The organism is Klebsiella sp. RCJ4, assembly GCF_009025755.1.
Lineage (GTDB): Bacteria > Pseudomonadota > Gammaproteobacteria > Enterobacterales > Enterobacteriaceae > Klebsiella > Klebsiella michiganensis.
This window is the reverse complement of sequence record NZ_WCIN01000036.1, coordinates 131923-158607: the sequence shown is the minus strand read 5'-3', so window position 1 is coordinate 158607 and position 26685 is coordinate 131923. Positions and strand designations below refer to the sequence as shown.

Annotated in this window: 28 protein-coding genes and 1 other RNA gene; 12 read left to right on the top strand and 17 right to left on the bottom strand. The window is 55.1% G+C overall.

Going from position 1 to position 26685, the window contains the following annotated elements:
- Positions 1-24: 24 nt before the first annotated feature.
- Entirely contained in the window at positions 25-879 is an 855-nt protein-coding gene (locus F8562_RS13030; RefSeq protein WP_014839619.1) for a tagatose bisphosphate family class II aldolase, read from the bottom strand.
- A 352-nt stretch (positions 880-1231) separates the two neighbouring features.
- Here F8562_RS13030 and F8562_RS13025 point away from each other — a divergent pair, with 352 nt between their 5' ends.
- On the top strand, positions 1232-2026 hold the full coding sequence (locus tag F8562_RS13025) for a DeoR/GlpR family DNA-binding transcription regulator (protein ID WP_162097181.1): 795 nt from the start codon (positions 1232-1234) through the stop codon (positions 2024-2026).
- A 10-nt stretch (positions 2027-2036) separates the two neighbouring features.
- Positions 2037-2984, top strand: coding sequence for a sugar kinase (locus F8562_RS13020; protein ID WP_014226952.1), 948 nt, complete (start codon positions 2037-2039; stop codon positions 2982-2984).
- Between the two features lie 50 nt (positions 2985-3034).
- Here the strand turns inward: F8562_RS13020 and garD are convergent, their stop codons facing one another.
- Positions 3035-4606, bottom strand: a complete 1572-nt coding sequence (garD, locus tag F8562_RS13015) for a galactarate dehydratase (RefSeq protein ID WP_014226951.1) — start codon at positions 4604-4606, stop codon at positions 3035-3037.
- Positions 4607-5124: 518 nt separating this feature from the next.
- On the opposite strand from garD, the gene garP reads away from it, so the two are divergent.
- The 6 genes from garP to F8562_RS12985 all read left to right on the top strand — a co-directional run bounded on the left by garP (position 5125) and on the right by F8562_RS12985 (position 10551).
- A complete protein-coding gene (gene garP / locus F8562_RS13010; protein WP_014839617.1) occupies positions 5125-6459 on the top strand; it encodes a galactarate/glucarate/glycerate transporter GarP in 1335 nt (444 codons plus the stop codon).
- A 28-nt stretch (positions 6460-6487) separates the two neighbouring features.
- Positions 6488-7258 (top strand): 2-dehydro-3-deoxyglucarate aldolase, encoded by a 771-nt coding sequence (gene garL, locus F8562_RS13005; protein WP_094909419.1) that lies wholly within the window; start codon positions 6488-6490, stop codon positions 7256-7258.
- A 28-nt stretch (positions 7259-7286) separates the two neighbouring features.
- Positions 7287-8177 carry a 2-hydroxy-3-oxopropionate reductase gene (gene garR / locus F8562_RS13000; protein WP_004105999.1) on the top strand — a complete coding sequence of 297 codons (891 nt, stop codon included), beginning with the start codon at positions 7287-7289 and terminating at the stop codon, positions 8175-8177.
- A 65-nt stretch (positions 8178-8242) separates the two neighbouring features.
- Complete coding sequence (gene garK, locus F8562_RS12995; RefSeq protein WP_014226948.1) at positions 8243-9388, top strand: glycerate 2-kinase; 1146 nt, start codon at positions 8243-8245, stop codon at positions 9386-9388.
- Between the two features lie 32 nt (positions 9389-9420).
- Positions 9421-9799: RNase P RNA component class A (rnpB, locus tag F8562_RS12990), an RNA gene on the top strand.
- Positions 9800-10140: 341 nt separating this feature from the next.
- Positions 10141-10551, top strand: coding sequence for a Spy/CpxP family protein refolding chaperone (locus F8562_RS12985; protein WP_014226947.1), 411 nt, complete (start codon positions 10141-10143; stop codon positions 10549-10551).
- A 33-nt stretch (positions 10552-10584) separates the two neighbouring features.
- Here the strand turns inward: F8562_RS12985 and F8562_RS29280 are convergent, their stop codons facing one another.
- Positions 10585-10746, bottom strand: coding sequence for a hypothetical protein (locus F8562_RS29280; protein WP_014226946.1), 162 nt, complete (start codon positions 10744-10746; stop codon positions 10585-10587).
- Positions 10747-10770: 24 nt separating this feature from the next.
- Complete coding sequence (locus F8562_RS12980; RefSeq protein ID WP_014226945.1) at positions 10771-11472, bottom strand: pirin family protein; 702 nt, start codon at positions 11470-11472, stop codon at positions 10771-10773.
- Between the two features lie 104 nt (positions 11473-11576).
- Between F8562_RS12980 and F8562_RS12975 the strand changes: the two genes are divergently transcribed.
- Positions 11577-12473 (top strand): LysR family transcriptional regulator, encoded by an 897-nt coding sequence (locus F8562_RS12975; protein ID WP_014226944.1) that lies wholly within the window; start codon positions 11577-11579, stop codon positions 12471-12473.
- A 36-nt stretch (positions 12474-12509) separates the two neighbouring features.
- Here F8562_RS12975 and F8562_RS12970 read toward each other — a convergent pair whose 3' ends face one another.
- The 11 genes from F8562_RS12970 to F8562_RS12920 all read right to left on the bottom strand — a co-directional run bounded on the left by F8562_RS12970 (position 12510) and on the right by F8562_RS12920 (position 19954).
- Entirely contained in the window at positions 12510-12878 is a 369-nt protein-coding gene (locus tag F8562_RS12970) for a DUF805 domain-containing protein (RefSeq protein WP_004105984.1), read from the bottom strand.
- Between the two features lie 126 nt (positions 12879-13004).
- Positions 13005-13991: a glutathione S-transferase family protein gene (locus tag F8562_RS12965; protein WP_014226943.1), complete on the bottom strand. Its 987-nt coding sequence runs from the start codon at positions 13989-13991 to the stop codon at positions 13005-13007.
- A gap of 69 nt (positions 13992-14060) precedes the next feature.
- Positions 14061-14453 carry a DoxX family protein gene (locus tag F8562_RS12960; protein ID WP_004125512.1) on the bottom strand — a complete coding sequence of 131 codons (393 nt, stop codon included), beginning with the start codon at positions 14451-14453 and terminating at the stop codon, positions 14061-14063.
- Positions 14454-14797: 344 nt separating this feature from the next.
- Entirely contained in the window at positions 14798-15097 is a 300-nt protein-coding gene (locus tag F8562_RS12955) for a YqjK-like family protein (protein ID WP_014226942.1), read from the bottom strand.
- Positions 15094-15492 (bottom strand): phage holin family protein, encoded by a 399-nt coding sequence (locus tag F8562_RS12950; protein WP_004854455.1) that lies wholly within the window; start codon positions 15490-15492, stop codon positions 15094-15096. The genes F8562_RS12955 and F8562_RS12950 overlap by 4 nt, the downstream gene beginning before the upstream one ends.
- Before the next feature lie 2 nt (positions 15493-15494).
- The gene (locus F8562_RS12945; protein ID WP_014226940.1) at positions 15495-15800 is read right to left on the bottom strand and encodes a DUF883 family protein; all 306 of its coding nucleotides are present in this window, start codon (positions 15798-15800) and stop codon (positions 15495-15497) included.
- A gap of 45 nt (positions 15801-15845) precedes the next feature.
- Positions 15846-16214, bottom strand: a complete 369-nt coding sequence (locus F8562_RS12940; RefSeq protein ID WP_014226939.1) for a DUF1090 domain-containing protein — start codon at positions 16212-16214, stop codon at positions 15846-15848.
- A gap of 149 nt (positions 16215-16363) precedes the next feature.
- Complete coding sequence (gene mzrA / locus F8562_RS12935) at positions 16364-16741, bottom strand: EnvZ/OmpR regulon moderator MzrA (RefSeq protein ID WP_161506366.1); 378 nt, start codon at positions 16739-16741, stop codon at positions 16364-16366.
- Positions 16742-16749: 8 nt separating this feature from the next.
- Positions 16750-17412 (bottom strand): DedA family general envelope maintenance protein YqjA, encoded by a 663-nt coding sequence (yqjA, locus tag F8562_RS12930; RefSeq protein ID WP_014226938.1) that lies wholly within the window; start codon positions 17410-17412, stop codon positions 16750-16752.
- Positions 17413-17748: 336 nt separating this feature from the next.
- Complete coding sequence (gene exuR, locus F8562_RS12925; RefSeq protein WP_004854448.1) at positions 17749-18525, bottom strand: transcriptional regulator ExuR; 777 nt, start codon at positions 18523-18525, stop codon at positions 17749-17751.
- 127 nt (positions 18526-18652) lie between these two features.
- Positions 18653-19954, bottom strand: coding sequence for an MFS transporter (locus F8562_RS12920; RefSeq protein WP_014226937.1), 1302 nt, complete (start codon positions 19952-19954; stop codon positions 18653-18655).
- A gap of 481 nt (positions 19955-20435) precedes the next feature.
- Here F8562_RS12920 and uxaC point away from each other — a divergent pair, with 481 nt between their 5' ends.
- The 3 genes from uxaC to F8562_RS12905 all read left to right on the top strand — a co-directional run bounded on the left by uxaC (position 20436) and on the right by F8562_RS12905 (position 24153).
- Positions 20436-21848, top strand: coding sequence for a glucuronate isomerase (gene uxaC / locus F8562_RS12915; RefSeq protein WP_014226936.1), 1413 nt, complete (start codon positions 20436-20438; stop codon positions 21846-21848).
- Between the two features lie 18 nt (positions 21849-21866).
- Entirely contained in the window at positions 21867-23354 is a 1488-nt protein-coding gene (locus tag F8562_RS12910; protein WP_014226935.1) for a UxaA family hydrolase, read from the top strand.
- A 244-nt stretch (positions 23355-23598) separates the two neighbouring features.
- Positions 23599-24153, top strand: coding sequence for a YgjV family protein (locus tag F8562_RS12905; RefSeq protein ID WP_014226934.1), 555 nt, complete (start codon positions 23599-23601; stop codon positions 24151-24153).
- A gap of 18 nt (positions 24154-24171) precedes the next feature.
- Here F8562_RS12905 and sstT read toward each other — a convergent pair whose 3' ends face one another.
- Positions 24172-25419 carry a serine/threonine transporter SstT gene (gene sstT / locus F8562_RS12900; protein WP_014839615.1) on the bottom strand — a complete coding sequence of 416 codons (1248 nt, stop codon included), beginning with the start codon at positions 25417-25419 and terminating at the stop codon, positions 24172-24174.
- 254 nt (positions 25420-25673) lie between these two features.
- Entirely contained in the window at positions 25674-26642 is a 969-nt protein-coding gene (locus tag F8562_RS12895) for a TerC family protein (RefSeq protein WP_014839614.1), read from the bottom strand.
- Between the last annotated feature and the right edge of the window lie 43 nt (positions 26643-26685).

The following is a 26685-nucleotide window of genomic DNA, read 5'->3' as shown; positions in this document are numbered from 1 at the left end:
GACATTGCTCCTTCGATCCGAAAATTACAGTTGTCCTTCACAGCCACAAACGTGAATGACTTTGCGTACGATATCCTTCATCGCCGCTTTGGCCGGTTTCATGTAATGACGCGGATCGTTAGCGTCCGGATTTTCCTCGAAGTACTGCTTCAGGGCATCGGAGAACGCGATTTTCAGCTCGGTAGCGACGTTGACTTTGCACACGCCCAGAGAGATTGCCCGGCGGATATCGCTATCGGCCAGCCCGGATGCGCCATGAAGAACCAGAGGGACGTCAACGCGATCGCGAATGGCGGCGAGGCGCTCAAAATCGAGTTTGGGTTCTGCGGCGTACATGCCGTGCGCCGTACCGATAGCCACCGCCAGCGAGTCGATGCCGGTGCGGGTGACAAATTCGCGCGCCTGTTCCGGGTTGGTATACAGCGCATCTTTTGCATCGACCACCAAATCATCCTCCACGCCGCCCAGACGGCCGAGTTCGGCTTCAACGCTGGCATCATAGCGATGGCTCAGTTCAACCACGCTCTTGACTAACGCGACGTTTTCTTCAAAAGGCGAGTGTGAACCGTCGATCATGACCGAGCGGATACCGGCCTGCACTTTATGCGTGATATCGGTCAGATCTTCATGGTGATCGAGGTGGACCGCTAAGGGAAGATCCCAGTATTTAGCCAGATCGCGAGCGATCGCCACCACGTTCCCGGTTCCTGCATAGCTATAAGTTCCCGGGGTGCCGGCAAGGATCAGCGGAGAACGCAGTTCGGCGGCGGTTTCTACCACCACCTGCATCGTTTCCAGGTTGTGGATATTAAAGGCGGGAACGGCATAGCCGTGGCGCTGAGCTTTCAACAGCATGTTTTTACTCGAAATAATGTACATTCGTTCTCCTTTACTTTCATGTTGTAAGTACTTTTGTGTTTTGAATCTTCATTTTGAAAGTAATGTAGCGATCGTCTCGGCGTATTGTTGTGATCAATCGCACACAACAGTGATGTAATTTTAAAAATGAAAGTTATATAGTCTTGTTTGTTTTCTTTTTTAAAAGTATCTTAAATGACAATGTTTTATGTAACTTACTGAATTAAATGTTTTTAAATCGACGTGAAACAGGTATGGAAGGCCTTGCGTTTGACAATGCAGCGGGGAAATTTAAAAATGAAAGTTATTCTGGGAGAAAATAAGAAGGCACAACACTGTGGCAAAACCGTCTACAAGTCTGCTGAAAAGGCGCCTGGACATCGCGGAGATCGTGCGCAAGAACGGAGAGATCAAAGTCGACGATCTGGCTGAAATGCTGGCTGTATCTGGGGTAACGATCCGTAATGACCTGAACTACCTTGAACAGCAGGGCTACCTTAAGCGCTCGTTTGGCGGCGCAATTTACACTTCCCAGGCCGGCGCTCCGGTCGCCCTGGCTCAGGAAGCCCCGGTTGCCACGGACAAAGCGCTGGAGACCGAAATGGCGCGCCAGATCGCTGCGCAGATCGAAGATAGCGAAACGCTGTTCCTGGGGCAGGGATCAATCTTACGCAAAGTGATCCCTTTCCTTGCCGGTTATGACGAGCTCTGCCTGCTATTAAACGACCTGGCGCATGTGCCGCTGGCGCAGGAGTTCCTGAATGGAGAAACCGTGCTGCTCGGCGGTGTGTTGGGGAGTAGCGGCAAAATAGTCGAAGGCGATCTGGCGCTGAGCGCGCTGGGTCATTATCGTCCCTCGCGAGCGCTGATCGCTGTCGACCACATTGCTGAAGATGGCACCTTAAGCGTCAGACAGGAAGCCAGCGCCCGCCTGCTGAGCGAAGCGGTGGCGCAAAGTGAGAGGGCGATTGCGGTCGTCGCGCATCGTCCGGTGTATGGCGACAAGCGCTACCCGATTGGCGATTTGCAGCAAATTAGCGGCATCGTGACGCCGCAGATTGTCGCCGCGGAGTATCATGCCCGCCTTCTCGCCGCTGGCCTGACTAACAGCTATACCAATAACGAGTGCCTGACATGGCTCAACCCTGCTTTGCAAAAGGCAAAGTAAAGGAGCGATGATGAATGTGACCATTTGCACCATCGGCGAACTACTGGTGGAGTTTCTGGCAAAAGAAGAGAACCAGGGCTTTTCGCGCCCGGGAGAGTTTTGGGGGCCATATCCCAGCGGCGCGCCGGCAATTTTCGCCGATCAGGTGGCAAAGCTGGGGTTAGGGTCGGTGCTTTTTAGCTGCGTTGGCAACGATGCGTTTGGTGAAATGAATATCGCGCGGCTGGAAAGCGACGGCGTGAATATTAATGGCATCGCCATACTGCAAAAGGCGACCACCGGCAGCGCATTTGTGAGCTACCGCAGCCAGGCGCAGCGCGATTTTATTTTTAATATGCCGAACAGCGCCTGCGGCCTGCTAACCGCTGACCATATTGACGATACTCTGCTTAGCCAGTGCAACCATTTTCACATTATGGGCTCTTCGCTGTTTTCGTTTCGCATGATCGACGCGATGCGTAAAGCGATTGAAAATATCAAAGCGCGCAACGGCACGGTTTCGTTCGATCCGAATATCCGTAAAGAGATGCTTAATATCCCTGAAATGTCGCAGGCCTTTGAGTATATCCTTGATTACACCGATATCTTTTTGCCCAGCGATGGCGAACTGGATTACTTTGGCCTCAACCCGGGGCGCGATGAACAGGTGCTGGTGGATAAGCTTTTAAAGCGCGGCGTTAAGCACGTGGTGATTAAACGCGGCCCGCGCGGAGCGAGCTATTTCAGCGCCCGGGAAATGCATCATGTTGCCGGTTTTCATGTCCCGGTCGTGGACCCAACGGGAGCTGGCGACTGCTTCGGTGCGACCTTTGTCAGCCTGTTCCTGTCCGGCGCATCGCCGCAGGAGGCACTGAGATGGGCCAACGCCAGCGGCTCTCTGGCGATTTCCCGCCGTGGCCCGATGGAGGGAACGTCCACGAAGGCGCAGATAGAGGCCTTTCTTAACGCGCATCAATAGCAGAGGTATCCCGCCCGAAGCATCACGAGCGGGATAAATTGCTGATTCGATCACGTCACCGGCGCCGGGTTAAACACCGCCAGCTGATTGTGCAATCCCCACTGATCCGAGAAGGTCTTCTTGCGGCCGCTGGCGACATCAAGAATAAATTCAAACAGCTTCAGCCCTACCTCTTCGATGGTTTCTTCTCCGGTGGCGATGGTTCCCGCGTTGATATCCATTAAGTCATACCAGCGGTTTGCCAGCTCGGTACGCGTCGCCATTTTTATGACCGGCACGGCGACCAGGCCGTACGGCGTACCGCGACCGGTAGTAAAGACCTGCACCGTGATCCCGGAAGCCACCTGCTGAGTACCGCAGACAAAGTCGCTCGCCGGCGTCGCGGCGTAAATCAGCCCGCGTTTGGTCGGGCGCTGCCCCGGAGAGAGCACTTCGGCAATCGCGCTCTTCCCGGATTTAGCGATAGAGCCCAGCGCTTTCTCGACGACGTTCGCCAGGCCGCCTTTCTTGTTGCCCGGGGAGGGGTTGGCGCTGCGGTCGGTTTTGCCCATATCGAGATAGTTATCGTACCAGGCCATCTCCTCCAGCAGGCGTTTTCCGACTTCTTCGTTGATGGCGCGCGGCGTCAGCAAGTGGATCGCATCGCGCACTTCGGTGACTTCCGAGAACATAACGGTCGCCCCGCAGCGCACCAGCAGATCGGATGCGTAGCCCACCGCCGGGTTGGCGGTGACGCCAGAAAACGCATCGCTGCCGCCGCACTGCATACCGACAACCAGCTCGGAGGCCGGGCAGGTTTCACGCTGGCGCTGGTTCAGCTTCTCCAGGTGGCGCTCGGCGACCTGCAGAATGTCATCCACCATTGATTTAAAACCAACGTGCTTCTCATCCTGCAGGCTGACGATGCTGGCGCTATCCACGGGGATACTTTTCACATCGTCGGTGCCTTCCAGCAGGCGCTCCGGCTGCAGTTTTTCGCAGCCAAGGCCAATCACCATCACTTCGCCGCCGAAGTTTGGATTGAGCGCCAGGTTATGAATGGTGCGGATCGGGACGACCGCCGCCGGGGCGTTAATCGCCACGCCGCAGCCATACAGGTGGTTCAGACCCACAACGCCATCGACGTTGGGATACTTCGGCAGCAGATCGCGTTCGATAATTTTCACCACGTAATCGACGACGCCCGCCACGCAGTGCACGCTGGTGCTAATGCCGAGCAGGTTTTTGGTGCCCACGCTACCGTCGGCGTTGCGATAGCCTTCGAAGGTATAGCCTTCCAGCGGCGGCAGCGGCGCCGGGACTTTGGTCGCCAGCGGTAGGGTATGCAGCGGCGGCGCTTTCGGTAGTTCGACCAGCGATTCGTCAATCCAGCTGCCCTGCGGAATATCGCGTACCGCATAGCCAATCACTTCGCCATAGCGGATGATTTCACCGTGGACGGGAATATCGACCAGCGCGACTTTATGGCCTTGCGGGATATGTTCAACGAGCGTGAGCCCGTCAGGGAAACGCGTTCCGGCCTTTAAACCTCGATCGTTAACAATAATCGCCACGTTATCCGTTTCGTCTACTTTTATATAAAACGCCGTTGGCGATTCTTGTCTAATTTCAATGTCAGCCATTGTCCAGTATTCTCCAGCAAGGTGCGAATAATAAAATAAAACGTTTATATCCGTCATATTTCAAGCTGCATGTGCGCTGGCTTTCCTCGCTCACCCCAGTCACTTACTTTAGTAAGCTCATGGGGATTCCCTGCGCTGCCGCCTTCATGCAACTCGAAATATTTAGGGTATATTCAATTTCTGATGTGCAGATTTGTGAAATAGAGAATGTCAGGTGTTTGAATCTGAAAATGTGATCTAAATCACCCATTGCTGCGCGGGCGAATACGTTAAAGAGGGAAATCGCTGGAACTGTGGAACAGCGCCCACTGATTATTGCATTTGCACAACAATAACGATAATTAAACGCCATTTACAGGTTATGTGCACAGTGTTTAACGCTCGCAAGCTGATTATACTGAGTCATGCTTGCAATGCGCCGGATAAGTAAATCGATACCTTCTGATATTGATTTCTGAATAATAAAGAATCACACCAAAATAAATAATGGAAGGTGTGTTGTACCTGAGGAATATTAGATGAGTCTGGATGCAACGATAGAACAGAAAAGGGAAGTGCCAACTCGATATTTAATTCTGTTGATCATTTTCATTGTTACCGCCGTTAACTATGCCGACCGGGCGACGCTCTCGATCGCCGGTACAGAGGTGGCGAAAGAGCTGCAGCTGAGCGCGGTCTCGATGGGCTATATTTTCTCTGCTTTCGGCTGGGCCTACCTGCTGATGCAGATCCCCGGCGGCTGGCTGCTCGATAAATTTGGCTCGAAGAAAGTCTACTCTTACAGCCTGTTCTTCTGGTCGCTGTTTACCTTCCTGCAAGGCTTTGTGGATATGTTTCCACTGGCGTGGGCGGGTATCTCAATGTTTTTTATGCGCTTTATGCTGGGTTTCTCTGAAGCGCCATCTTTCCCGGCAAACGCCCGTATCGTCGCGGCGTGGTTTCCGACGAAAGAGCGCGGGACCGCATCGGCGATCTTTAACTCCGCGCAGTATTTCTCCCTGGCGCTGTTCTCGCCGCTGCTGGGCTGGCTGACCTTCGCCTGGGGTTGGGAGCATGTCTTCACCGTCATGGGCGTGATTGGCTTTGTGCTGACCGGTCTGTGGATAAAACTGATCCACAACCCCACCGACCACCCGCGCATGACGCAGGAGGAGCTGAAGTTTATCTCCGAGAACGGCGCCGTCGTTGATATGGACCATAAAAAGCCCGGCAGCACGGCGGCCAGCGGACCTAAACTGCACTATATCAAGCAGCTGTTGACCAACCGCATGATGCTGGGCGTATTCTTCGGCCAATATTTTATCAATACCATCACCTGGTTCTTCCTCACCTGGTTCCCGATTTATCTGGTGCAGGAAAAGGGCATGTCGATTCTGAAAGTGGGTCTGGTCGCATCGATTCCGGCGCTGTGCGGTTTTGCCGGCGGCGTGCTGGGCGGGGTGTTCTCCGACTATCTGATTAAACGCGGTTTTTCCATCACCGTGGCGCGTAAGCTGCCGATCGTCCTTGGAATGCTGCTGGCTTCCACCATCATTCTGTGTAACTACACCGATAACACCGCGCTGGTGGTGACCCTGATGGCGCTGGCTTTCTTCGGTAAAGGGTTCGGCGCGCTGGGCTGGCCGGTGATTTCCGATACCGCGCCGAAAGAGATTGTCGGCCTGTGCGGCGGCGTCTTTAACGTATTTGGTAACGTCGCTTCCATCGTAACCCCGCTGGTTATCGGTTACCTGGTGAGCGAGCTGCACTCATTCAACGCAGCGCTGGTCTTCGTCGGATGCTCAGCCCTGATGGCGATGGTTTGCTATCTGTTTGTGGTTGGCGACATCAAACGCATGGAACTGCAGAAATAATTAACGGTTAAGTGACAAGGTATAAACGATGAACAACGATATCTTCCCGAACAAATTTAAGGCGGCCCTGGCGGCGCATCAGGTTCAGATTGGCTGCTGGTCCGCGCTGGCGAGCCCAATTAGCACCGAAGTTTTAGGTCTGGCAGGTTTCGACTGGCTGGTACTGGACGGCGAACATGCGCCGAACGACATCTCAACCTTTATCCCGCAGCTGATGGCGCTGAAAGGCAGCGCCAGCGCGCCGGTCGTTCGCGTACCGACCAATGAGCCGGTGATTATTAAGCGTCTGCTGGATATCGGTTTTTATAACTTCCTGATTCCGTTTGTCGAAACGGAAGAGCAGGCGGTTAACGCCGTCGCCTCAACCCGCTATCCGCCAGAAGGCATTCGCGGTGTATCCGTCTCGCACCGCGCCAATATGTTTGGCACCGTGCCGGATTACTTCGCGCAGTCGAACAACAACATCACCATCCTCGTGCAAATCGAGAGCCAGCAGGGCGTGGATAACGTTGATGCTGTAGCCGCCACGACGGGCGTTGACGGTATTTTTGTTGGCCCAAGCGATCTGGCCGCTGCGCTGGGCCATCTGGGCAATGCTTCCCATCCGGAAGTGCAGAAAGCTATCCAGCACATTTTTGCCAGCGCGAAAAAGCACGGTAAGCCGAGCGGCATTCTGGCGCCGGTTGAAGCCGACGCGCGCCGCTATCTGGAATGGGGCGCAACCTTTGTTGCCGTCGGCAGCGACCTGGGCGTTTTCCGTTCTGCCACGCAGAAGCTGGCTGACTCCTTTAAGAAATAACCACCACCGAAACTAGAGAGATAAAGACATGACAATGAAAGTTGGTTTTATTGGCCTCGGTATCATGGGTAAACCAATGAGTAAAAACCTCCTCAAGGCAGGTTACTCGTTGGTGGTTGCTGACCGTAACCCGGAAGCGATTGCCGAAGTGATTGCCGCAGGCGCAGAAACCGCCGCGTCAGCGAAAGCGATTGCCGAGCAGTGCGATGTGATCATCACCATGCTGCCGAACTCCCCGCACGTGAAAGAGGTGGCGCTGGGTGAAGGCGGCATTATTGAAGGCGCGAAGCCGGGCACCGTGCTGATCGATATGAGCTCCATCGCGCCGCTGGCGAGCCGCGAAATCAGCGAAGCGCTGAAAGCGAAAGGCGTCGATATGCTGGATGCGCCGGTCAGCGGCGGCGAACCGAAGGCCATCGACGGTACGCTGTCGGTGATGGTGGGCGGTGATAAAGCGATTTTCGACAAATATTACGATCTGCTGAAAGCGATGGCGGGTTCGGTGGTGCATACCGGCGAGATCGGCGCGGGCAACGTGACCAAGCTGGCCAACCAGGTGATCGTGGCGCTGAACATTGCGGCGATGTCCGAAGCGCTGACGCTGGCGACCAAAGCGGGCGTGAACCCGGATCTGGTATATCAGGCCATCCGCGGCGGGCTGGCCGGGAGTACCGTACTGGATGCCAAAGCGCCAATGGTGATGGACCGCAACTTCAAGCCGGGTTTCCGTATCGATCTGCATATCAAAGATCTGGCGAATGCGCTGGACACTTCTCACGGCGTGGGCGCCCAGCTGCCGCTGACCGCCGCGGTGATGGAGATGATGCAGGCGCTGCGCGCCGACGGTTTGGGTACCGCCGACCACAGCGCGCTTGCATGCTACTACGAAAAACTGGCGAAAGTGGAAGTCACTCGCTAACAAGAAGGGCGCGGATGCGCGCCCTGTAATTCTTGCCTCGCGCGGCACTGTCAGGCTACATAACTATGAAAATCGTAATCGCCCCAGACTCTTATAAAGAAAGCCTCTCGGCCACCGAGGTTGCTCAGGCTATAGAAAAAGGTTTTCGGGAAATTTTCCCCGATGCGCTCTACGTGAAGGTTCCTCTCGCCGATGGCGGAGAAGGTACCGTTGAGGCGATGATTGCCGCGACGCAGGGAACCGAAATGAGCGCCTGCGTGACGGGGCCGCTGGGTGTTCCGGTTAATGCCTGCTGGGGGCTCTCCGGCGACGGCAAAACCGCGTTTATCGAAATGGCTGCGGCCAGCGGGCTGGGGCTGGTGCCGCCCGCTCAGCGTAACCCGCTATTGACGACGTCGCGCGGTACCGGCGAGCTGATTTTGCAGGCGCTGGATCATGGGGCGAAAAATATCATCATTGGCATTGGCGGCAGCGCCACCAATGACGGCGGCGCGGGGATGGTTCAGGCGCTGGGCGCGCGTCTCTGCGATGCCAACGGCGTGGAGATTGGCAACGGCGGCGGTAGTCTGTGTAGCCTCAATTCGATAGATCTCTCCGGTCTTGATGCGCGACTGCATGATTGCGCTATTCGGGTCGCCTGCGATGTCACCAATCCGCTGACTGGCGATACTGGCGCATCAAGGATATTTGGTCCGCAGAAAGGGGCTACCGAAGCGATGATCCGCGAGCTGGACAGCAACCTGGCGCACTATGCGGACGTTATTAAGGCCGATCTGCATGTCGATGTGAAGCAGGTTGCCGGCGCGGGCGCGGCGGGCGGTATGGGCGCAGCGCTGATGGCGTTCCTGAACGCTGAATTACGCAGCGGGATTGAAATCGTGACCCAGGCGCTGAATCTGGAAGAGCATATCCTCGATTGTTCGCTGGTGGTGACCGGTGAAGGCCGGCTGGATAGCCAGAGTATTAACGGTAAAGTGCCGGTTGGCGTGGCGAACGTGGCGAAAAAGTATCATAAGCCGGTAATTGGCATTGCCGGTAGTCTGACCCGGGACGTCGGCGTGGTTCACCAGTATGGGATTGATGCGGTGTTTAGCGTACTGACCAGCGTAACGACGCTCGAAGAGGCGTTTCGCGGCGCGGCGGACAATATTTATCATGCGTCGCGTAATATTGCGGCGACATTGCAGGTTGGGATGGCGACGGAAGGATGACAACCGTCGGTAAACCCTCTATACTGCGCGCCGAAGCTGACCAGACAGTCGCCGCTTCGTCGTCGTCCTCTTCGGGGGAGACGGGCGGAGGGGAGGAAAGTCCGGGCTCCATAGGGCAGGGTGCCAGGTAACGCCTGGGGGGCGCAAGCCCACGACCAGTGCAACAGAGAGCAAACCGCCGATGGCCCACGCAAGTGGGATCAGGTAAGGGTGAAAGGGTGCGGTAAGAGCGCACCGCGCGTCTGGTAACAGTTCGCGGCACGGTAAACTCCACCCGGAGCAAGGCCAAATAGGGGTTCATAAGGTACGGCCCGTACTGAACCCGGGTAGGCTGCTTGAGCCAGTGAGCGATTGCTGGCCTAGATGAATGACTGTCCACGACAGAACCCGGCTTAACGGTCAGCTTCCTCATTCAAAGAAAACCCTCGTCAGAAATGGCGGGGGTTTTTGTTTTCGGCTAAAGGTTGAAACAGAGGGCAGATGAATGACTGTCCACGACGCTATACCCAAAAGAAAGCGGCACAATGGAGGAAACAGGTCTGCCATCAACCGCATTATGACTCATGCGGTTATGCGTCCTTCTTGCTTAATTAATATATTTAAAATAAATGAATTCAATTATGGCATTTATGTTTATTATGTATCTCCTGATTTAACTACATTTATGCGAACTATTTTTTACATTTCGTCATCGGCTTATGAAAAATAATAGCCAGCCACATCGGTGATAATTAATCAGGATAAAACAAAAAATGAAATTAATGACTCGCATTGCAGTGACAACCGTCCTCGCTACGGGCTTCTCAATGGCGGCACAGGCTGCGGATGTTAACGCTGCGCCAGCCCCGGCGCAGGATCCGATTGTCCAACACTTAAAATTGACCCAGGATCAGGTAACGAAAATTAAAAGCCTGCACCAGCAGCTGGAAAAAAACGTTCAGCAGATCTCCCAGAAGGATATTAAAGACGGCGTATTATTTGATGTGATTGATTCCGGAAAATGGAATGAAAAAGCGGTCAAAGATCAGCTGGCGGCGTTTAGTAAAGTCGAACAGCAGGTCCGCTATTATCGCGTGAAGTACTATTTTGATGTGAATCAGGTCCTGACGCCAGAACAGCGTAAGCAGGTCCAAAAAGATTTAGCTCAGGCGCTGAGTGAGTAAATCTATCGGCCCCGGCCGGGGCCGATATTGACGTCAGGCGACGCTTTCTTCTTCCTGGAGCCGTATCTCCGCTTCTGCGACGATCGCCTCCAGTTCGCTCAACATCTCTTCATAACCAAAGCTAACCGTTGTCATGGTTTCTGGCTGCGGCTGCGATGCTGCCAGCACCGCTTTTTTTGTTTTCTTCTTGCCCACTGACACACTCCCTTACTGCCGTTGTTACACAGGTAAATCTATCAGCAAAGCGCGCAGCGGCGTATCGGCAACGAGGGTAATGTTAGCTTCGTCACGAATAAACGCTCCGTCGCCGCAGGTCAAAGCCTGTTTCTCTTCTTCCTGCACTCGCGCATGTACCGTGCCGTGAATCGACTGCAGGTAGGCGCGCGGGCCGTGGAGCTGCACGTTAAGCTGCTCGCCTTTCGCCAGATTGATATGGTGGATCCATACCTGCTGGCGCAGCTGGAGACTGTTCTGGCTGCCGTCCGGCGAAGCCAGCAGCTGCTGCGCTCCCTCGGCGATAGCGATTTTTTGCACCAGCGGGTTTTCATGCTGCGGGCAGGCGTCCAGCCACAGCTGGATTCGCGTCAGCGAGCTCTCTTTGCTCAGGTTGTGCTCGCTGTAGCTCACGCCGGGCTGGGTGGATATCAGCAGCGCTTCGCCAGCTTTAGCCTGGATATGGTTGCCATCGCTGTCGCGGTATTCCGCTTCACCTTCCAGTATCAGGTTCAGAATGTCGACTTTCGGATAGGTACGCGGCTGGAACGACGCGCCGGGCGCCAGGACTTCCTGGTTGAGCACGCGCAGCGACGCGTAACCTAGCAATTTCGGGTCGAAGTAGTGGCCAAAGGAAAAGGTGTAGCGGGCCTGCAGCCAGCCGAAGTCGGCTTGACCGCACTGTTTGGCTGTTCGGGTTGTAATCATCTTCTTGACCTCTCTTTACACTAAATCAATGGTAAAGGTATGGACGCTGTATTGTTAGCCAGATATTCTGCCCGGTATGTTCAAATTTCCTGAATGAGAGAACGATGGCTAAAGAGAGAGCATTAACGCTGGAAGCGTTACGCGTTATGGATGCGATTGACCGGCGCGGAAGCTTTGCGGCGGCGGCTGATGAGCTTGGTCGGGTGCCTTCAGCGCTCAGCTATACCATGCAAAAGCTGGAAGAAGAGCTGGATGTCGTTCTGTTTGACCGTTCAGGTCATCGAACAAAATTCACCAACGTTGGCCGAATGCTGCTCGAGCGCGGGCGCGTTCTGCTGGAAGCGGCGGATAAGCTGACAACCGATGCCGAAGCGCTATCGCGCGGCTGGGAAACGCACCTGACCATCGTCACCGAGGCGCTGGTACCTACCACCGACCTGTTTCCGCTAATTGAAAAGCTCGCGACCAAATCGAACACCCAGCTGTCGATTATTACCGAAGTGCTGGCCGGAGCATGGGAGCGTCTTGAGCAGGGGCGGGCGGATATTGTCGTTGCGCCGGATATGCATTTCCGTTCCTCCTCGGAAATTAACTCCCGTAAGCTCTACTCGGTTATGAGCGTCTACGTTGCCGCCCCCGACCATCCCATTCACCTCGAGCCTGAGCCGCTTTCTGAAGTCACGCGCGTGAAGTATCGCGGCGTGGCGGTGGCGGACACCGCCCGCGAACGTCCGGTGCTGACGGTGCAGCTGCTTGATAAACAGCCGCGATTAACCGTGAGCTCGATCGAAGATAAACGCCAGGCGCTGCTGGCAGGGTTGGGCGTCGCCACGATGCCCTATCCGCTGGTTGAGCGGGATATTGCCGAAGGGCGCCTGCGGGTGGTCAGCCCGGAATACAGCAACGAGATCGACATTATTATGGCCTGGCGCCGGGACAGCATGGGTGAGGCAAAATCATGGTGTCTGCGGGAAATCCCGAAGCTATTTATGGCCAGATAAAACAAAATGCGCCCCTTTTTGACGAGGGGCGCATGGTCAGTAAGAGGTCGGTTTCGGGTCCGGCCCGAAGCGGTTATTGCCGGGAGTGCCGTTCTGGCAATTGAAGACCAGGATCACCAGCCAGCCGATCACGGGGATCAGCAGCAATAACAGCCACCATGCCGAGCGGTCGGTGTCGTGCAATCGACGAAACTGCACCGCCCACCACGGTAAGAATATCAGCACGCCATAGATGGTCGTCAGAATGCCTTCCCCTCCGGCGCGCTGCCATCCGAGCATTTTATCAATAATGCTGAGTACGCCGGTCAGGATGATGTTGACCAGAATAAACATCCAGTACTCTTTGCGCCGGGCGCGGCCGCCAAATCCAATGTAGTTTTTTAATACTTTAAGATACCAGTCCATTTTTACGCCTCGATTAACCGTCAATCACTTGTTTTTAAAGCGATCGAAATAAGAATAGACGTGAATGAAATGCTGGTAAATATTTGTTTTGTGAATTATTGGGCGCGGTAAATGGCGCCCAACGGATTAGCGGAAGCGAAGATCGCGGCCGTGCGGTTCGTTAAGATCCTGCTGCGGGCCGACGGAGATAATCCCGGTTGGGTTGATCGTCTTATGGCTACGGTAGTAATGGTTGCGAATATGGGCAAAATCCACCGTTTCCGCCATGCCCGGCATCTGGTAGATATCGCGCAGGAAGCCATAAAGATTGAGATAATCGCTGATGCGGCGTTTGTCGCATTTAAAGTGGGTCACATACACCGGGTCGAAACGAACCAGGGTGGTCCACAGACGAATATCGGCCTCCGTCAGCTGGTTACCGGTCAGGAAGCGGTGTTGACCAAGGATTTGTTCCAGACGCTCCAGAGACGTAAATACCCCATCGACCGCTTCGTCATAGGCCTGCTGGCTGGTGGCGAATCCGGCTTTATAGACCCCGTTGTTGACGTTGTCATAGATCCAGCCGTTCAGCTCATCAATTTGCGCGCGCAGCTCAGGCGGGTAGTAATCTCCAGCGCGGGCACCCAGTCCGTCAAATGCGGTATTCAACATGCGGATGATTTCCGCCGACTCATTGCTGACGATGGTTTGCTGCTTTTTGTCCCACAATACCGGCACCGTGACGCGCCCGCTGTAGTGGGGATCGGCATGCAGATAAAGCTGATAAAGAAATTCGTGCTGGTAGAGGGTATCGCCCGTCGCTGCCGGGAAGCTATCGTCGAAAGTCCAGCCGTTCTCGAACATCAGGGGGTTGACCACGGAGACGGAGATAAACGGCTCCAGTCCTTTCAGGCTGCGCAGGATCAGGGTGCGATGCGCCCATGGGCAGGCCAGAGAAACGTACAGATGGTAACGGTCTTTTTCCGCAGCGAACCCGGCTTCGCCGCTTGGGCCCGGCGCGCCGTCGGCGGTTAGCCAGTTGCGAAAGGCGGACACAGAACGCTTAAATCGCCCTCCGGTGGATTTGGTGTCATACCAGGTATCGTGCCAGACGCCGTCAACTAATTGTCCCATTATTTCCTCCTTCAGATAGCAAAAGCGAGGAGAAGTCCCCTCGCTTTTTTATTTACTAGTATAGTGCGCTTACCACTTTTTATTCAGGACGCGGTCAATACTAAAGGCGCCTGGACCGGTGATAGCCAGCAGCAGGAAGCCGCCTGCGATGCTCAGGTTTTTCATGAACATCAGCGAGTTCACGCCCTCAGCAAAGTTGCTGTGGAACAGAAACGCGGTCAGCACGGTGAAGCCTGCGGTGAACAGCGCGGTGGTGCGGGTCAGGAAACCGAACAGAATCGCCAGACCGCCGCCGAATTCAAGCAGGATAACCAGCGGCAGCATAAACCCAGGGACGCCCATGGCTTCCATATATTGTTGAGTACCCGCATAACCGGTGATTTTTCCCCAACCTGCGGTGATAAACAGAATGGGCATCAGAATGCGCGCTACCAGTACACCAACATCTTCTAATTTTTTCATTTCTTACTCCAGAAAACCCAAAGGGCGGCGATTTTTTTTTTTGGTGCAATCCTGCGTAGTTACGCGGGCTTGCTGTCGATGGAGAGGATATTAGCGAGGATGAGATGTGATTGTTAGCAAGGAAAACTGTAGATCTTCTTCAAAGTTTCTGAGTAATTATTGATAAAGGACATGAATGTAAGTGGGGCTGTAGCGGGTCGTACAGGCGGTGCTGCGCAAAATGACGGCAGACGCTGAAAGGCGAAAGCGGTCTGCTGGTGAGCAAGAAGAGGGGCAAACCTGACGGGGACAGTGGGGATTGAGGGATGCCGGGCGGCGGCTGGCGCCGGACCCGGTCATTAGCCTTAGCGCGAGGTGGCCTGACGCAGCAGATTGCGTGCCATCCGCCAGGTGCTCCAGATACCGAGGCTGCGCTTTGCCCAGCGCATCAAAAAGCGCGGATGGCGAACGGACCATATTGCTACGATGCCGCTGCCGACCATCGCCCATGAACGCAGATTGAGGAAGGTGTTCCAGCCGCGATCAATGGGCGCGGTCGCTTCAATCCAGTGGCGGTGGCTGGCGCTAAGGTCCAGCCGCTGCTGTTGGATCAGGCGCAGCAAAAGCGCTTTTTGTCGTTCGCGTTCCTGCTGTTCGCGGCTCATGGCTTATCGTCCTCCAGCAATGCGCGGTCGTTAGCCAGCTCCTGACGCGTGAAGCGCAGGAACGTTGAACGTCGGGCTTTGCGTAAGGTCCAGATACCGCCAATGAGCGCTGCCAGCAGCAGGATAGCGGTGGTGGCGATCATCACGTTGAGCCGATACTGCGCATCGACGGCCCAGATGATGAGCACCAGCATGCTCATCAGCCCGAACGCGGCAAACAGCAGCGTCAGCCCGAGCATCAGGAACAGCTGGAAGAGATTGGCTTTCTCCTCTTCCAGCTCCACGACGACCAGGCGCAGGCGCGTTTCCACCATCTCGACCAGCAAAGTGACTATTCGCTGACCGATGCCGAAAACGCTTTGCCCAGGTCCTTGCGTGCTTTTAGAGTTCGCCATAATTAACGACGCGTCAGCAGGACACCCAGTACCAGCCCGACGGCAGCACCAATTCCCACGCCGGTCCAGGGGTTTTCACGGACGTATTCATCTGCACGCGCAGCGGTTTCTCGCGTTTGCTTCAGGAGAGCATCGCTGGTTTCACCCAGTCGAGCACGGCTTTCCTTCAGCGCGCTTTCGGCTTTACTGCGCAGCTTACCAATCTCTTCTTTCGACTTATCCGTGGAGGAGTTCAGCACTTCTTCCAGGGTATCAGCCAGCGTCTTCAGTTCCGCACGCAGGTCTTCTGCAACGTTATCTTTAGCCATGTTTATCTCCTGTTAAAGTGGTCCATATTGGTCTTGCTTAATCGATTAGTACTCGCGAGACTGCAGCTCTTTCAGTTCCTGCTGCGCTTCATCAAGTTTACGTTGACGCTTGCTGATTTTGTCAGCATCGCCTTTCTGTTCGGCTTCGCGCAGGTCGTTCCGACGTTCGGTAATTTCTTCCTGCTGTTTGGCGATTTTTTTCTGGTGATCGGCTTTGAGCTGGCTGTCGCTGCAGTGCGCTTTTACTTCGCTCAGCGCCTTTTTCAGACCGTCAATACGGTGCTGGTTATGATGCTTTTCTGCGTAGCTGATCTCCCGCTGGATATCCTGCTCTTTTTCCTGGCAAGGGGAGATGGCAAAGGCGCTGGCGCTCAGTGATGACAGAACCAGGATCAAAGCGATGCGGTGTTTCATGGATACGACCTTCCATTGTGTGGGGGAATATCTCAGGATATCCCCTATCCAGTTGAGTAACGTGAGTCTGGTGACGCCCGCAAACTTAATGATAGTAAGTAAACCGGGAAATCACCAAACAGGGTGAATATATTCGGAATTTTCGTGGATTACCCGAATCTGTGCGGCGTATCGCGCAGGCGCGAAATCCAGGCGGTAGGCGAATCATCGTCTTCCACTAAAGCGATAATATAACCATGCGGTAGAGCGCGGCCCAAAACTTCTTTTGCCGCAGCGCCCTGAGCGCTGGAGTCAAACTTGATAAGCAAACCGTCATTCTGCGGCGTAATGCTTTTAAAACGGATACCGTTAGCGTCGAGATGGTGCCAGACGGAAAAACCGTCCGGCATGCTGATACCCTGACTAACGGGACGAATAGCCAGCGTGGATTCCTGCTGTTGCACGGTGAGCCAGAGCCAGAACAGGCCGCACAGGAGTAGCGAACCGCCCAGCACCCAGCTTATCTGACGCAGAGAGGAGCGTGTCATCTCCATTGTTAGCCCCGGCTTCTGTATTTTTTCTTCCACAGGACAATCAGCGAACCTATCAGGCCAAACACCAGCAGCGCGACGGGCAGCAGCATCAGGCAGGACATCAGCTGATCTTCATACTTCAGGAATACCGGCGTTTTCCCCAGCAGGTATCCCAGCGAGGTCAGAATCAGAACCCACAGCAGCCCGCTCATCCAGTTAAAAAACTGGAAGCGTGTGCTGCTCAGGCCTGATAGCCCGGCGATGGTCGGCAGCAGCGTACGAACGAAAGCAATAAAGCGGCCAATCAGCAGTGCGGAAAGCCCGTGCTTATGGAACAGGTGATGCGCGCGCTGATGATAGTGCGAAGGGAGGTGCGATAGCCAGTTTTGTACGATTCGCGTATTGCCCAGCCATCGGCCCTGAATATAGCTCAGCCAGCAGCCGAGACTTGCCGCCGCGGTGAGCAGCAGCAGCGTTTCCGGAAAGCCCATCGCGCCTTTAGCTATCAGGACGCCGACCAGCACAAGCAGGCTATCGCCGGGCAAAAAGGCGGCGGGCAGCAAACCGTTCTCAAGGAACAAAATCATAAATAAGACAAAGTACAGCATGCCAATCATGGAGGGATTAGCGAGAGTTTCGTAATCCTGAGCCCACAAGGCGTTCAATAATTGGGTTAATAGTTCCATTCACGATTCCTGGTACATCGGTTAACGGCACGTCTGAACGCGGTATATGCACGGCGACATAGCTTTTTATTAGATTATGGTCGCTACTGCGCTCTGAACGGTTCCCTGTTTAAAAGTGAAGTAAGCCAAAGCTTACTCTCAGAACGACAAAATGCATCTAATTGTAACAAACCCGCTGACTTTACGTCATAGAAATTGCAGTTTGTTGCATTCTGATTTTGCTGATTGCGAAGGAGGGTGGCGAGTGTATTTACACAGGCTGACACTATATATGCTTTGCTTACCCTGAGGCTTTGCGGGCAGCGGAGGAATCGCTGCCCTGCAGAAGGAGAACGTCTATTTTACGCCGTTGGCGGCCGTATCGAGATGAACCACGGGATTATCGGCAAACAGGTAGCGATCGGCATTGAATTCAAAGTCGTCGCTGGTTTCGTTGAACAACATCAGCTTGGTATTTTCCAGATGCTGCCACATCGCCAGCTTAGCCGCATGCGGATCTTTGCGAATCAGCGCTTTAAGAATTTGGTCATGATCGTCGCACCAGTTATCGACGGTACGTGAGTCGATATGGTCGTGCAGTTTTTTCCAGTACGGGTTATGCACGCGCTGGGTCCACATTTTTTCGACGATAGCGGCTAACGCCGTATTTTGCGTCGCCAGCGCGACCTGGACATGGAACTGAAGATCCCATTCGGAATCGCGGAAGCACTTCTCTTTACGCGCTTTTTCCTGGATTTCCATCAGCTTCATGATGTCCTGCTTGGTCACCTGAGTCGCCGCGAATTCGGCAATATTGCTTTCTATCAGCTGACGGGCCTGCAACAGCTCAAAAGGACCATAATTGGCAAATTCCAGCGATTCGTCGGCAATTTGCTGATGTTTTGGATGATTAGAGATGACGTGGATGCCGGAGCCTTTGCGGACCTCAACGTAGCCTTCAACTTCCAGCATAATGATGGCTTCGCGAACCACGGTACGACTTACGCTTTTTTCATCCGCGATAAACCGCTCTGCGGGTAGCTTATCGCCCACAAGGTAGACACCTTGTTCAATGCGCGTTTTAAGCTCAGCAGCAAGCTGCTGATACAGACGACGCGATTCAGTGATTTCCATATTCGCTCCCGGGAGATGGCGACAATATTGGATTTGTTATACCACTTTTACGCGCTTCTCACCATAAGAAGAGACGAAAAAGCCGCCTTAATCAAGGCGGCTTTCGGAGAGGATAACTCGCGTGCGTCTAACTTTGCGTGGCGGGTTTACTCGTTTCCAGCGGCGTCGTGTCGTCATCCGCCGGTTTATTTTTCAGCACGGTCCAGATAACCACGGCGCCCAGCACATCGAAAACCGCCAGCACGGCGAACAGCGGGCTAAAGCCGATAGTGTCCGCCAGCGCGCCAACCACTAGGGCAAACATCGTGCTCGCCAGCCAGGCGGCCATACCGGTCATGCCGTTCGCCGTCGCTACTTCGTTACGCCCAAACACGTCGGAAGAGAGGGTAATTAACGCACCGGACAGCGCCTGGTGAGCAAAGCCGCCGACGCACAGCAGGGCGATAGCGACAAACGGGCTGGTGAACAGACCGATCATCCCCGGGCCAATCATCAGCACCGCGCCCAGGGTGACGACCATTTTGCGCGAAACGATGAGGTTAACGCCAAACCAGCGCTGGAACAGCGGCGGCAGATAGCCCCCAACGATACAGCCAAGATCGGCAAACAGCATCGGCATCCACGCAAACATCGCGATCTCTTTCAGGTTAAAGCCGTAGACTTTAAACATGAACAGCGGGATCCAGGCGTTGAAGGTCCCCCACGCCGGCTCGGCAAGGAAACGCGGCAGGGCGATACCCCAGAACTGACGGTTGCGCAGAATCTGCCACGGCGACATTTTCTTGCCGTTGTTGGTCTGATGCTGAGATTCCTGGCCGCCGATAATGTAGTCGCGTTCTTCTTCAGTTAATTTTTTCTGATCGCGCGGGTGTTTGTAGAAAATCAGCCACGCCATCGCCCAGGCAAAGCTCAGAACGCCGGAGATAATAAACGCCATCTGCCAGCTGTGCATCACGATGGCCCAAACCACCAGCGGTGGGGCAATCATGGCGCCGATCGAGGAGCCGACGTTGAAGTAGCCGACGGCGATTGAACGCTCTTTTGCCGGGAACCATTCGGAGCTGGCTTTCAGGCCCGCAGGGATCATTGCCGCTTCGGCGGCACCCACCGCGCCGCGCGCCAGCGCCAGACCGCCCCAGCTTCCCGCCAGCGCCGTAGAGCCGCAGAACACCGCCCATGCGATAGCAAAGAAGGCATAGCCGATTTTAGTGCCTAAAACATCCAGCACGTAGCCGGCAACGGGTTGCATAACGGTGTAGGCAGCGGAATAGGCCGCGATGATATAGGAATACTGTTGGGTGGAGATGTGTAACTCTTCCATCAGAGTCGGCGCAGCTGCCGCCACAGTGTTACGCGTTAGGTACCCCAGCACGGTACCTAACGTCACCAGTGCGATCATGTACCAACGTAACCCTTTAATTTTACGCATGTAAACCTCATCGTTTGTTATATATCCGCAGCGGGTGCGGCTATCTTCCAGCCCTGTAACTGAGGCGAAGAAGGTGAAACGGAGGGTTCAGGAGAGGAAACCTCGTATGGCCCGAACCTTGCCATTAACTGTTGTGTCTAATTCGGTGTCCATACCGGTAAATCCGACGTGATAGTTCGTCGGTAATGCATTCCGTCGGTTTATATGTTTCGACGGCAGCAAGATAACTTGTCATACAACTTCAAAAGTTGAGTGACGTCACAAAAGTGGGAAAGTTTGTGTGGGCATTCGTTCATGCGAAAAAGGCCAGAGCTGGCGCGCTCTGGCGGGGCGTTTACTCCTTTGATGGTACTTTTTTTGTCATCGTTTATTGATCTAACTCACGAAAAATACTTCGGCCTGTGGAAATTGGTGTGATAACTTTGTCAGCATTATAGTCAATCATCTGATGGGCTCCCCAGGGGGCGAAGAGGACACGAAAATGACACCGTTTATGACCGAAGATTTTCTGCTTGATACCGAGTTTTCCCGCCGCCTGTACCACGATTACGCGAAAGACCAGCCGATTTTTGACTATCACTGCCACCTGCCGCCGCAGCAGATCGCGGAGAATTATCGTTTCAAAAATCTGTATGACATCTGGCTGAAAGGCGATCACTATAAATGGCGCGCGATGCGTACTAACGGCGTAGCCGAGCGTTTGTGCACCGGCGATGCTTCCGATCGCGAGAAATTTGACGCCTGGGCGGCCACCGTACCGCATACCATCGGTAACCCGTTATACCACTGGACGCATCTTGAGCTGCGCCGTCCTTTTGGTATTACAGGTAAGGTTCTCTCTCCGGCGACGGCGGATGAAATCTGGAATCAGTGCAACGATCTGCTGGCGCAGGATAGCTTTTCCGCTCGCGGCATCATGCAGCAGATGAACGTGAAAATGGTCGGCACCACCGACGATCCGGTCGATTCGCTGGAACATCACGCCTCCGTCGCTAAAGACAGTTCATTCTCCGTGAAAGTACTGCCGAGCTGGCGCCCGGACAAAGCCTTCAACATCGAACAGGCCACCTTCAACGACTACATGGCGAAGCTGGGCGAAGTGTCTGACACCGACATTCGCCGCTTTGCCGACCTCCAGTCCGCGCTGACCAAACGTCTGGATCACTTCGCCGCTCACGGTTGTAAAGTTTCTGACCACGCGCTCGACGTGGTGCTGTTCGCCGAAGCCAACGAAAGCGAACTGGATAGCATCCTGGCGCGTCGTCTGGCGGGTGAAGCCCTCAGCGAGCATGAAGTCGCGCAGTTCAAAACGGCGGTTCTGGTCTTCCTCGGCGCGGAATACGCCCGCCGCGGCTGGGTGCAGCAGTACCACATCGGCGCGCTGCGCAACAACAACCTGCGCCAGTTCAAACTGTTAGGGCCGGATGTAGGGTTTGACTCCATTAACGACCGCCCGATGGCGGAAGAGCTGTCCAAACTGCTCAGCAAACAGAACGAAGAAAACCTGCTGCCGAAAACGATCCTCTACTGCCTGAACCCGCGCGACAACGAAGTGCTGGGTACCATGATCGGCAACTTCCAGGGTGAAGGCATGCCGGGCAAGATGCAGTTCGGTTCCGGCTGGTGGTTCAACGATCAGAAAGACGGTATGGAACGTCAGATGACCCAGCTGGCGCAGCTTGGCCTGCTGAGCCGCTTTGTCGGGATGCTGACCGATAGCCGCAGCTTCCTCTCCTACACCCGTCATGAATACTTCCGCCGCATCCTGTGCCAGATGATTGGCCGCTGGGTTGAAGCGGGAGAAGCGCCGGCGGATATTCAGCTGCTGGGCGAGATGGTGAAAAACATTTGCTTTAACAATGCGCGTGACTACTTCGCCATTGAACTGAACTAAGACCAGAGGTCGGTTGATATGCAATACATTAAAATCCATTCGCACGATAACGTCGCGGTAGCGTTGGCGGATATGGCGGCAGGCACGGTAGTCACCATTGACGGCGATACGGTCACGTTGGCGCAGGATATTGCGCGCGGGCATAAGTTTACGCTGCGCGGCATTGCGAAGGGAGACAACGTCATTAAGTATGGTCTGCCGATAGGGCATGCGCTGGCGGATATTGCGCCGGGGGAACATATCCACTCCCATAATACGCGTACTAACTTAAGCGATCTCGACGCGTACAGCTATCAACCGGATCTGATCGAACCCGCCGCGCAGCCGGCGGATCGCGACATCCAGATTTATCGTCGCGCCAACGGTGAAGTCGGGGTGCGCAACGAGCTGTGGATCCTGCCGACCGTCGGCTGCGTTAACGCCATGGCGCGCCAGATGCAGAACCGTTTTCTGAAGGAAACCAACGACGCGGAAGGTATCGACGGCGTTCATCTCTTCAGCCATACCTACGGCTGCTCACAGCTCGGTGACGATCACATCAACACCCGTACCATGCTGCAAAATATGGTGCGCCACCCGAACGCCGGGGCGGTACTGGTGGTCGGCCTGGGCTGCGAAAACAATCAGGTTGATGCCTTCCGCGAAACGCTGGGCGAGTTCGACCCTGACCGCGTCCACTTTATGATCTGCCAGCACCAGGATGACGAAGTGGAAGCCGGGCTGGAGCATCTGCGCCAGCTATATGAAGTGATGCGCCACGACAAGCGCGAGCCGGGTAAGCTGAGCGAACTGAAGTTTGGTCTTGAGTGCGGCGGCTCTGACGGTTTGTCCGGCATCACCGCAAACCCGATGCTGGGCCGCTTCTCGGATTATCTGATTGCCAACGGCGGCACCACCGTGCTGACCGAAGTGCCGGAAATGTTCGGCGCCGAGCAGCTGCTGATGAGCCACTGTCGCGATGAAGAGACGTTTGGCAAGCTGGTGACGATGGTTAATGATTTCAAACAGTACTTTATCGCTCATGACCAGCCGATTTATGAGAATCCATCGCCGGGCAACAAAGCGGGCGGTATCACGACGCTGGAGGATAAGTCGCTGGGCTGCACGCAGAAAGCGGGCTCCAGCCAGGTGGTCGACGTCCTGCGCTATGGAGAGCGGCTAAAAGTGCACGGCCTGAACCTGCTGAGCGCCCCGGGCAACGATGCGGTTGCGACCAGCGCCCTGGCCGGCGCGGGCTGCCATATGGTGCTCTTCAGCACCGGTCGCGGCACGCCGTACGGCGGTTTTGTGCCAACGGTGAAAATTGCCACCAACAGTGAACTGGCGGCGAAGAAAAAACACTGGATCGACTTCGATGCCGGTCAGCTGATTCACGGTAAAGCGATGCCGCAGCTGCTGGAGGAGTTTGTCGATACCATTGTGGCCTTTGCGAACGGTAAGCAGACCTGCAATGAGCGTAATGATTTCCGCGAACTGGCGATATTCAAAAGCGGCGTCACCCTTTAATTACTCGTCATCTTTCGCACCACCGCTGCGGCGTGAAATCTTATTGAGTAATAAATGGAGTCGTTTCAAAAGCGGCGTTTCAGAGTATGATGCGCCGTTTTGTCTTATACCCTAAATAATTCGAGTTGCAGGAAGGCGGCAAGTGAGCGAATCCCCGGGAGCTTACTGAAGTAAGTGACCGGGGTGAACGAACGCGGCTAACGCACATGCAACTTGAAGTATGACGGGTATATAAGGACTTTTCATGACCGCGTATTGGCTTGCCCAGGGCGTCGGCGTTATCGCCTTTCTGATCGGGATTACGACCTTTTTCAACCGCGATGAGCGTCGCTTTAAGCTACAGCTGGCCGTCTATAGCGCCACCATTGGCGTGCATTTCTTTTTGATGGGCGCCTGGCCGGCGGGAATGAGCGCCGAGCTGAATACCGTCCGCACCCTGATCTCCATGCGCACTCGCAGGCTGTGGGTGATGGCTCTGTTTATCGTGCTCACCCTGGTGCTGGGGCTGGCGAAGCTGCAGCACGCCATGGAGCTGCTGCCGATTATTGGCACCCTGGCCAGTACCTGGGCGCTCTTTCGCTGCTCGGGTCTAACCGTCCGCTGCGTCATGTGGTGTTCGACCGCCTGCTGGGTGATCCACAACTTTTGGCTGGGCTCGATCGGCGGCACCCTGATTGAAGGCAGCTTCCTGTTGATGAACGGTCTGAATATCATCCGATTCCGGCGGATGCAAAAGCGCGGTATCGATCCGTTTAAAGCGGAAAAGGCGGGGCAGAAAGAGAACCCCTCCGCGCGTTAGCGGAGGGGAGAGGAGAGATTAACTGCGCAGGGCGTTTTTTGCCAGCTGTTCGTCTTCAGCGATACAGGCGGCGGCGGTGAACAGCGCATCGGTCGAGGAGTTCAGCGCGGTTTCGCAGGAGTCCTGCAGAACGCCGATGATGAAGCCCACGGCGACCACCTGCATGGCGATATCGTTCGGGATACCAAACATATTACAGGCCAGCGGGATCAGCAGCAGCGACCCGCCCGCCACGCCGGAAGCGCCGCAGGCGCACAGCGAGGCGACCACGCTCAGCAGCAGCGCGGTCGGCAGATCGACCGGAACATTAAGCGTGTGTACGGCCGCCAGGGTCAGAACCGTGATGGTAATAGCCGCGCCGGCCATGTTAATGGTCGCGCCCAGCGGAATAGAGACCGAATAGGTATCGCGATCCAGATTCAGCTTTTCGCACAGGGCCATATTCACCGGAATGTTGGCGGCGGAGCTGCGGGTAAAGAAGGCGTATACGCCGCTTTCGCGCAGGCAGGTCATCACCAGCGGATACGGGTTGCGGCGGATTTTCCAGAACACCAGCAGCGGGTTAATCACCAGCGCCACCAGCAGCATACAGCCAACCAGCACCAGCAGCAGCTGGGCGTAGCCCCACAGGGTTTCAAAACCGGTCGTCGCCAGCGTGGAAGCGACCAGGCCGAAGATACCCAGCGGCGCAAAGCGAATCACCACTTTAACGATAAAGGTGACCGCGTGGGACATGTCGTTAATCAGATTTTTGGTGGTTTCATTGCCGTGGCGCAGCGCGAATCCTAAACCGACGGCCCATACCAGAATCCCGATATAGTTGGCGTTCAGCAGCGCGTCAATGGGGTTAGAAACCATGCTCATCAGCAGCCCGCGCAGGACTTCGACGATACCCGACGGTGGGGTGATGCTCTCTGCCGCCGCGTTCAGGTGCAGCGTTGACGGAAAGAGGAAGCTGAACAGCACCGCGGTTAACGCGGCGGCAAAAGTCCCCAGCAGATAGAGGAACAGAATCGGGCGGATGCTGGTTTTCTGCCCCTGCTGATGGTTGGCGATAGAGGCCATGACCAGCATCAGTACCAGCACCGGCGCCACCGCTTTCAGCGCGCCGACGAACAGCGTCCCCAGCAGCCCAACCGCCACGGCGGCCGGTTTTGAGACCGTCGCCAGCAGCACGCCGAGTATCAGACCAATTAAAATTTGTTTGACCAGACTGCCCTGAGCCAGTCGCCGTAGCAGGGTCGATCGGGGTGATGGGGTTGCCATAATTCATTCCTTCCAGTGATGTCGCTGTTCGTCCCGGCTACGTGTTATTTGTAACGTTTATGTCCGGATGTAAATAGATGTTTGCCTGGTTGAGTATACGGAAAGAACGCTTCTGGGGAAGGGTAAAATGCTGTTTATCGCGCTGGGATCTTATTTTTTAACTATGTATTAACTATTTTGTGACATGAGTAAGAATAATGCGCGGCAAACGTTGCCGACCGGGTGAAACGGGTCTTCACCCGGCCGTTTACGTCTTACTGCAGCTGTTTTTTCCGATCGTTCTGCTTATTGACCCAGGCGTTGATCAGCAGCGTCAGCACCAGAATACCGCCGACCACGCCCAGCGAAATGCCGATGGGAATATGGTAAAAATCGACAATCAGCATCTTGATGCCGATAAACACCAGAATCACCGACAGGCCGTACTTCAGCATGGAGAAACGCTCCGCGACGCCCGCCAGCAGGAAATACATCGCGCGCAGGCCGAGAATCGCGAACAGGTTTGAGGTCAGCACGATAAACGGATCGGTGGTCACGGCGAAGATGGCCGGAATGCTGTCGACGGCAAAGATAACGTCGCTCAGCTCGACCAGGATCAGCACCAGCAGCAGCGGCGTGGCGTAGATAACGCCGTTTTTGCGGGTAAAGAAGCGTTCACCCTCGATTTTATCCGTCATGCGCAGATGATTGCGGATCCAGCGTACCAGCGGTTTATCGCCGATCCCGGAATCGTCCTCTTTCGCCAGCGCCATCTTCACGCCGGTAAACAGCAGGAATGCGCCGAAGACGTAGAGCAGCCACTCAAACTGAGAAATCAGCCAGCTGCCGGCGAAGATCATGATCGTACGCAGCACGATCGCGCCCAGTACGCCGTAAACCAGCACTCTGCGCTGTAGCGCAGGCGGAACGGCAAAGTAGCTGAACAGCATCAGCCAGACGAAGACGTTATCCACGGCCAGCGCTTTCTCGATCAGGTAGCCGGTGAGGAACGCCAGCGCTTGCGGGTCGGCCACGGCGCGACCTTCGGTCTGCACCAGATACCACCAGAAAGCGGCGTTAAACAGCAGCGAGAGGGTAACCCAGAGAATGGACCAGCCAGCGGCCTGCTTCATGGTCATGCTATGCGCACCACGCCGTCCCTGCAGCAGCAGATCGATAGCCAGCATGATGACCACTACCACTGCGAATCCGCCCCATAACAACGGTGTGCCGACAGTATTCATTACTATTTTCCTTACATAAAAACAAAACGGCTGACGTCGGAAG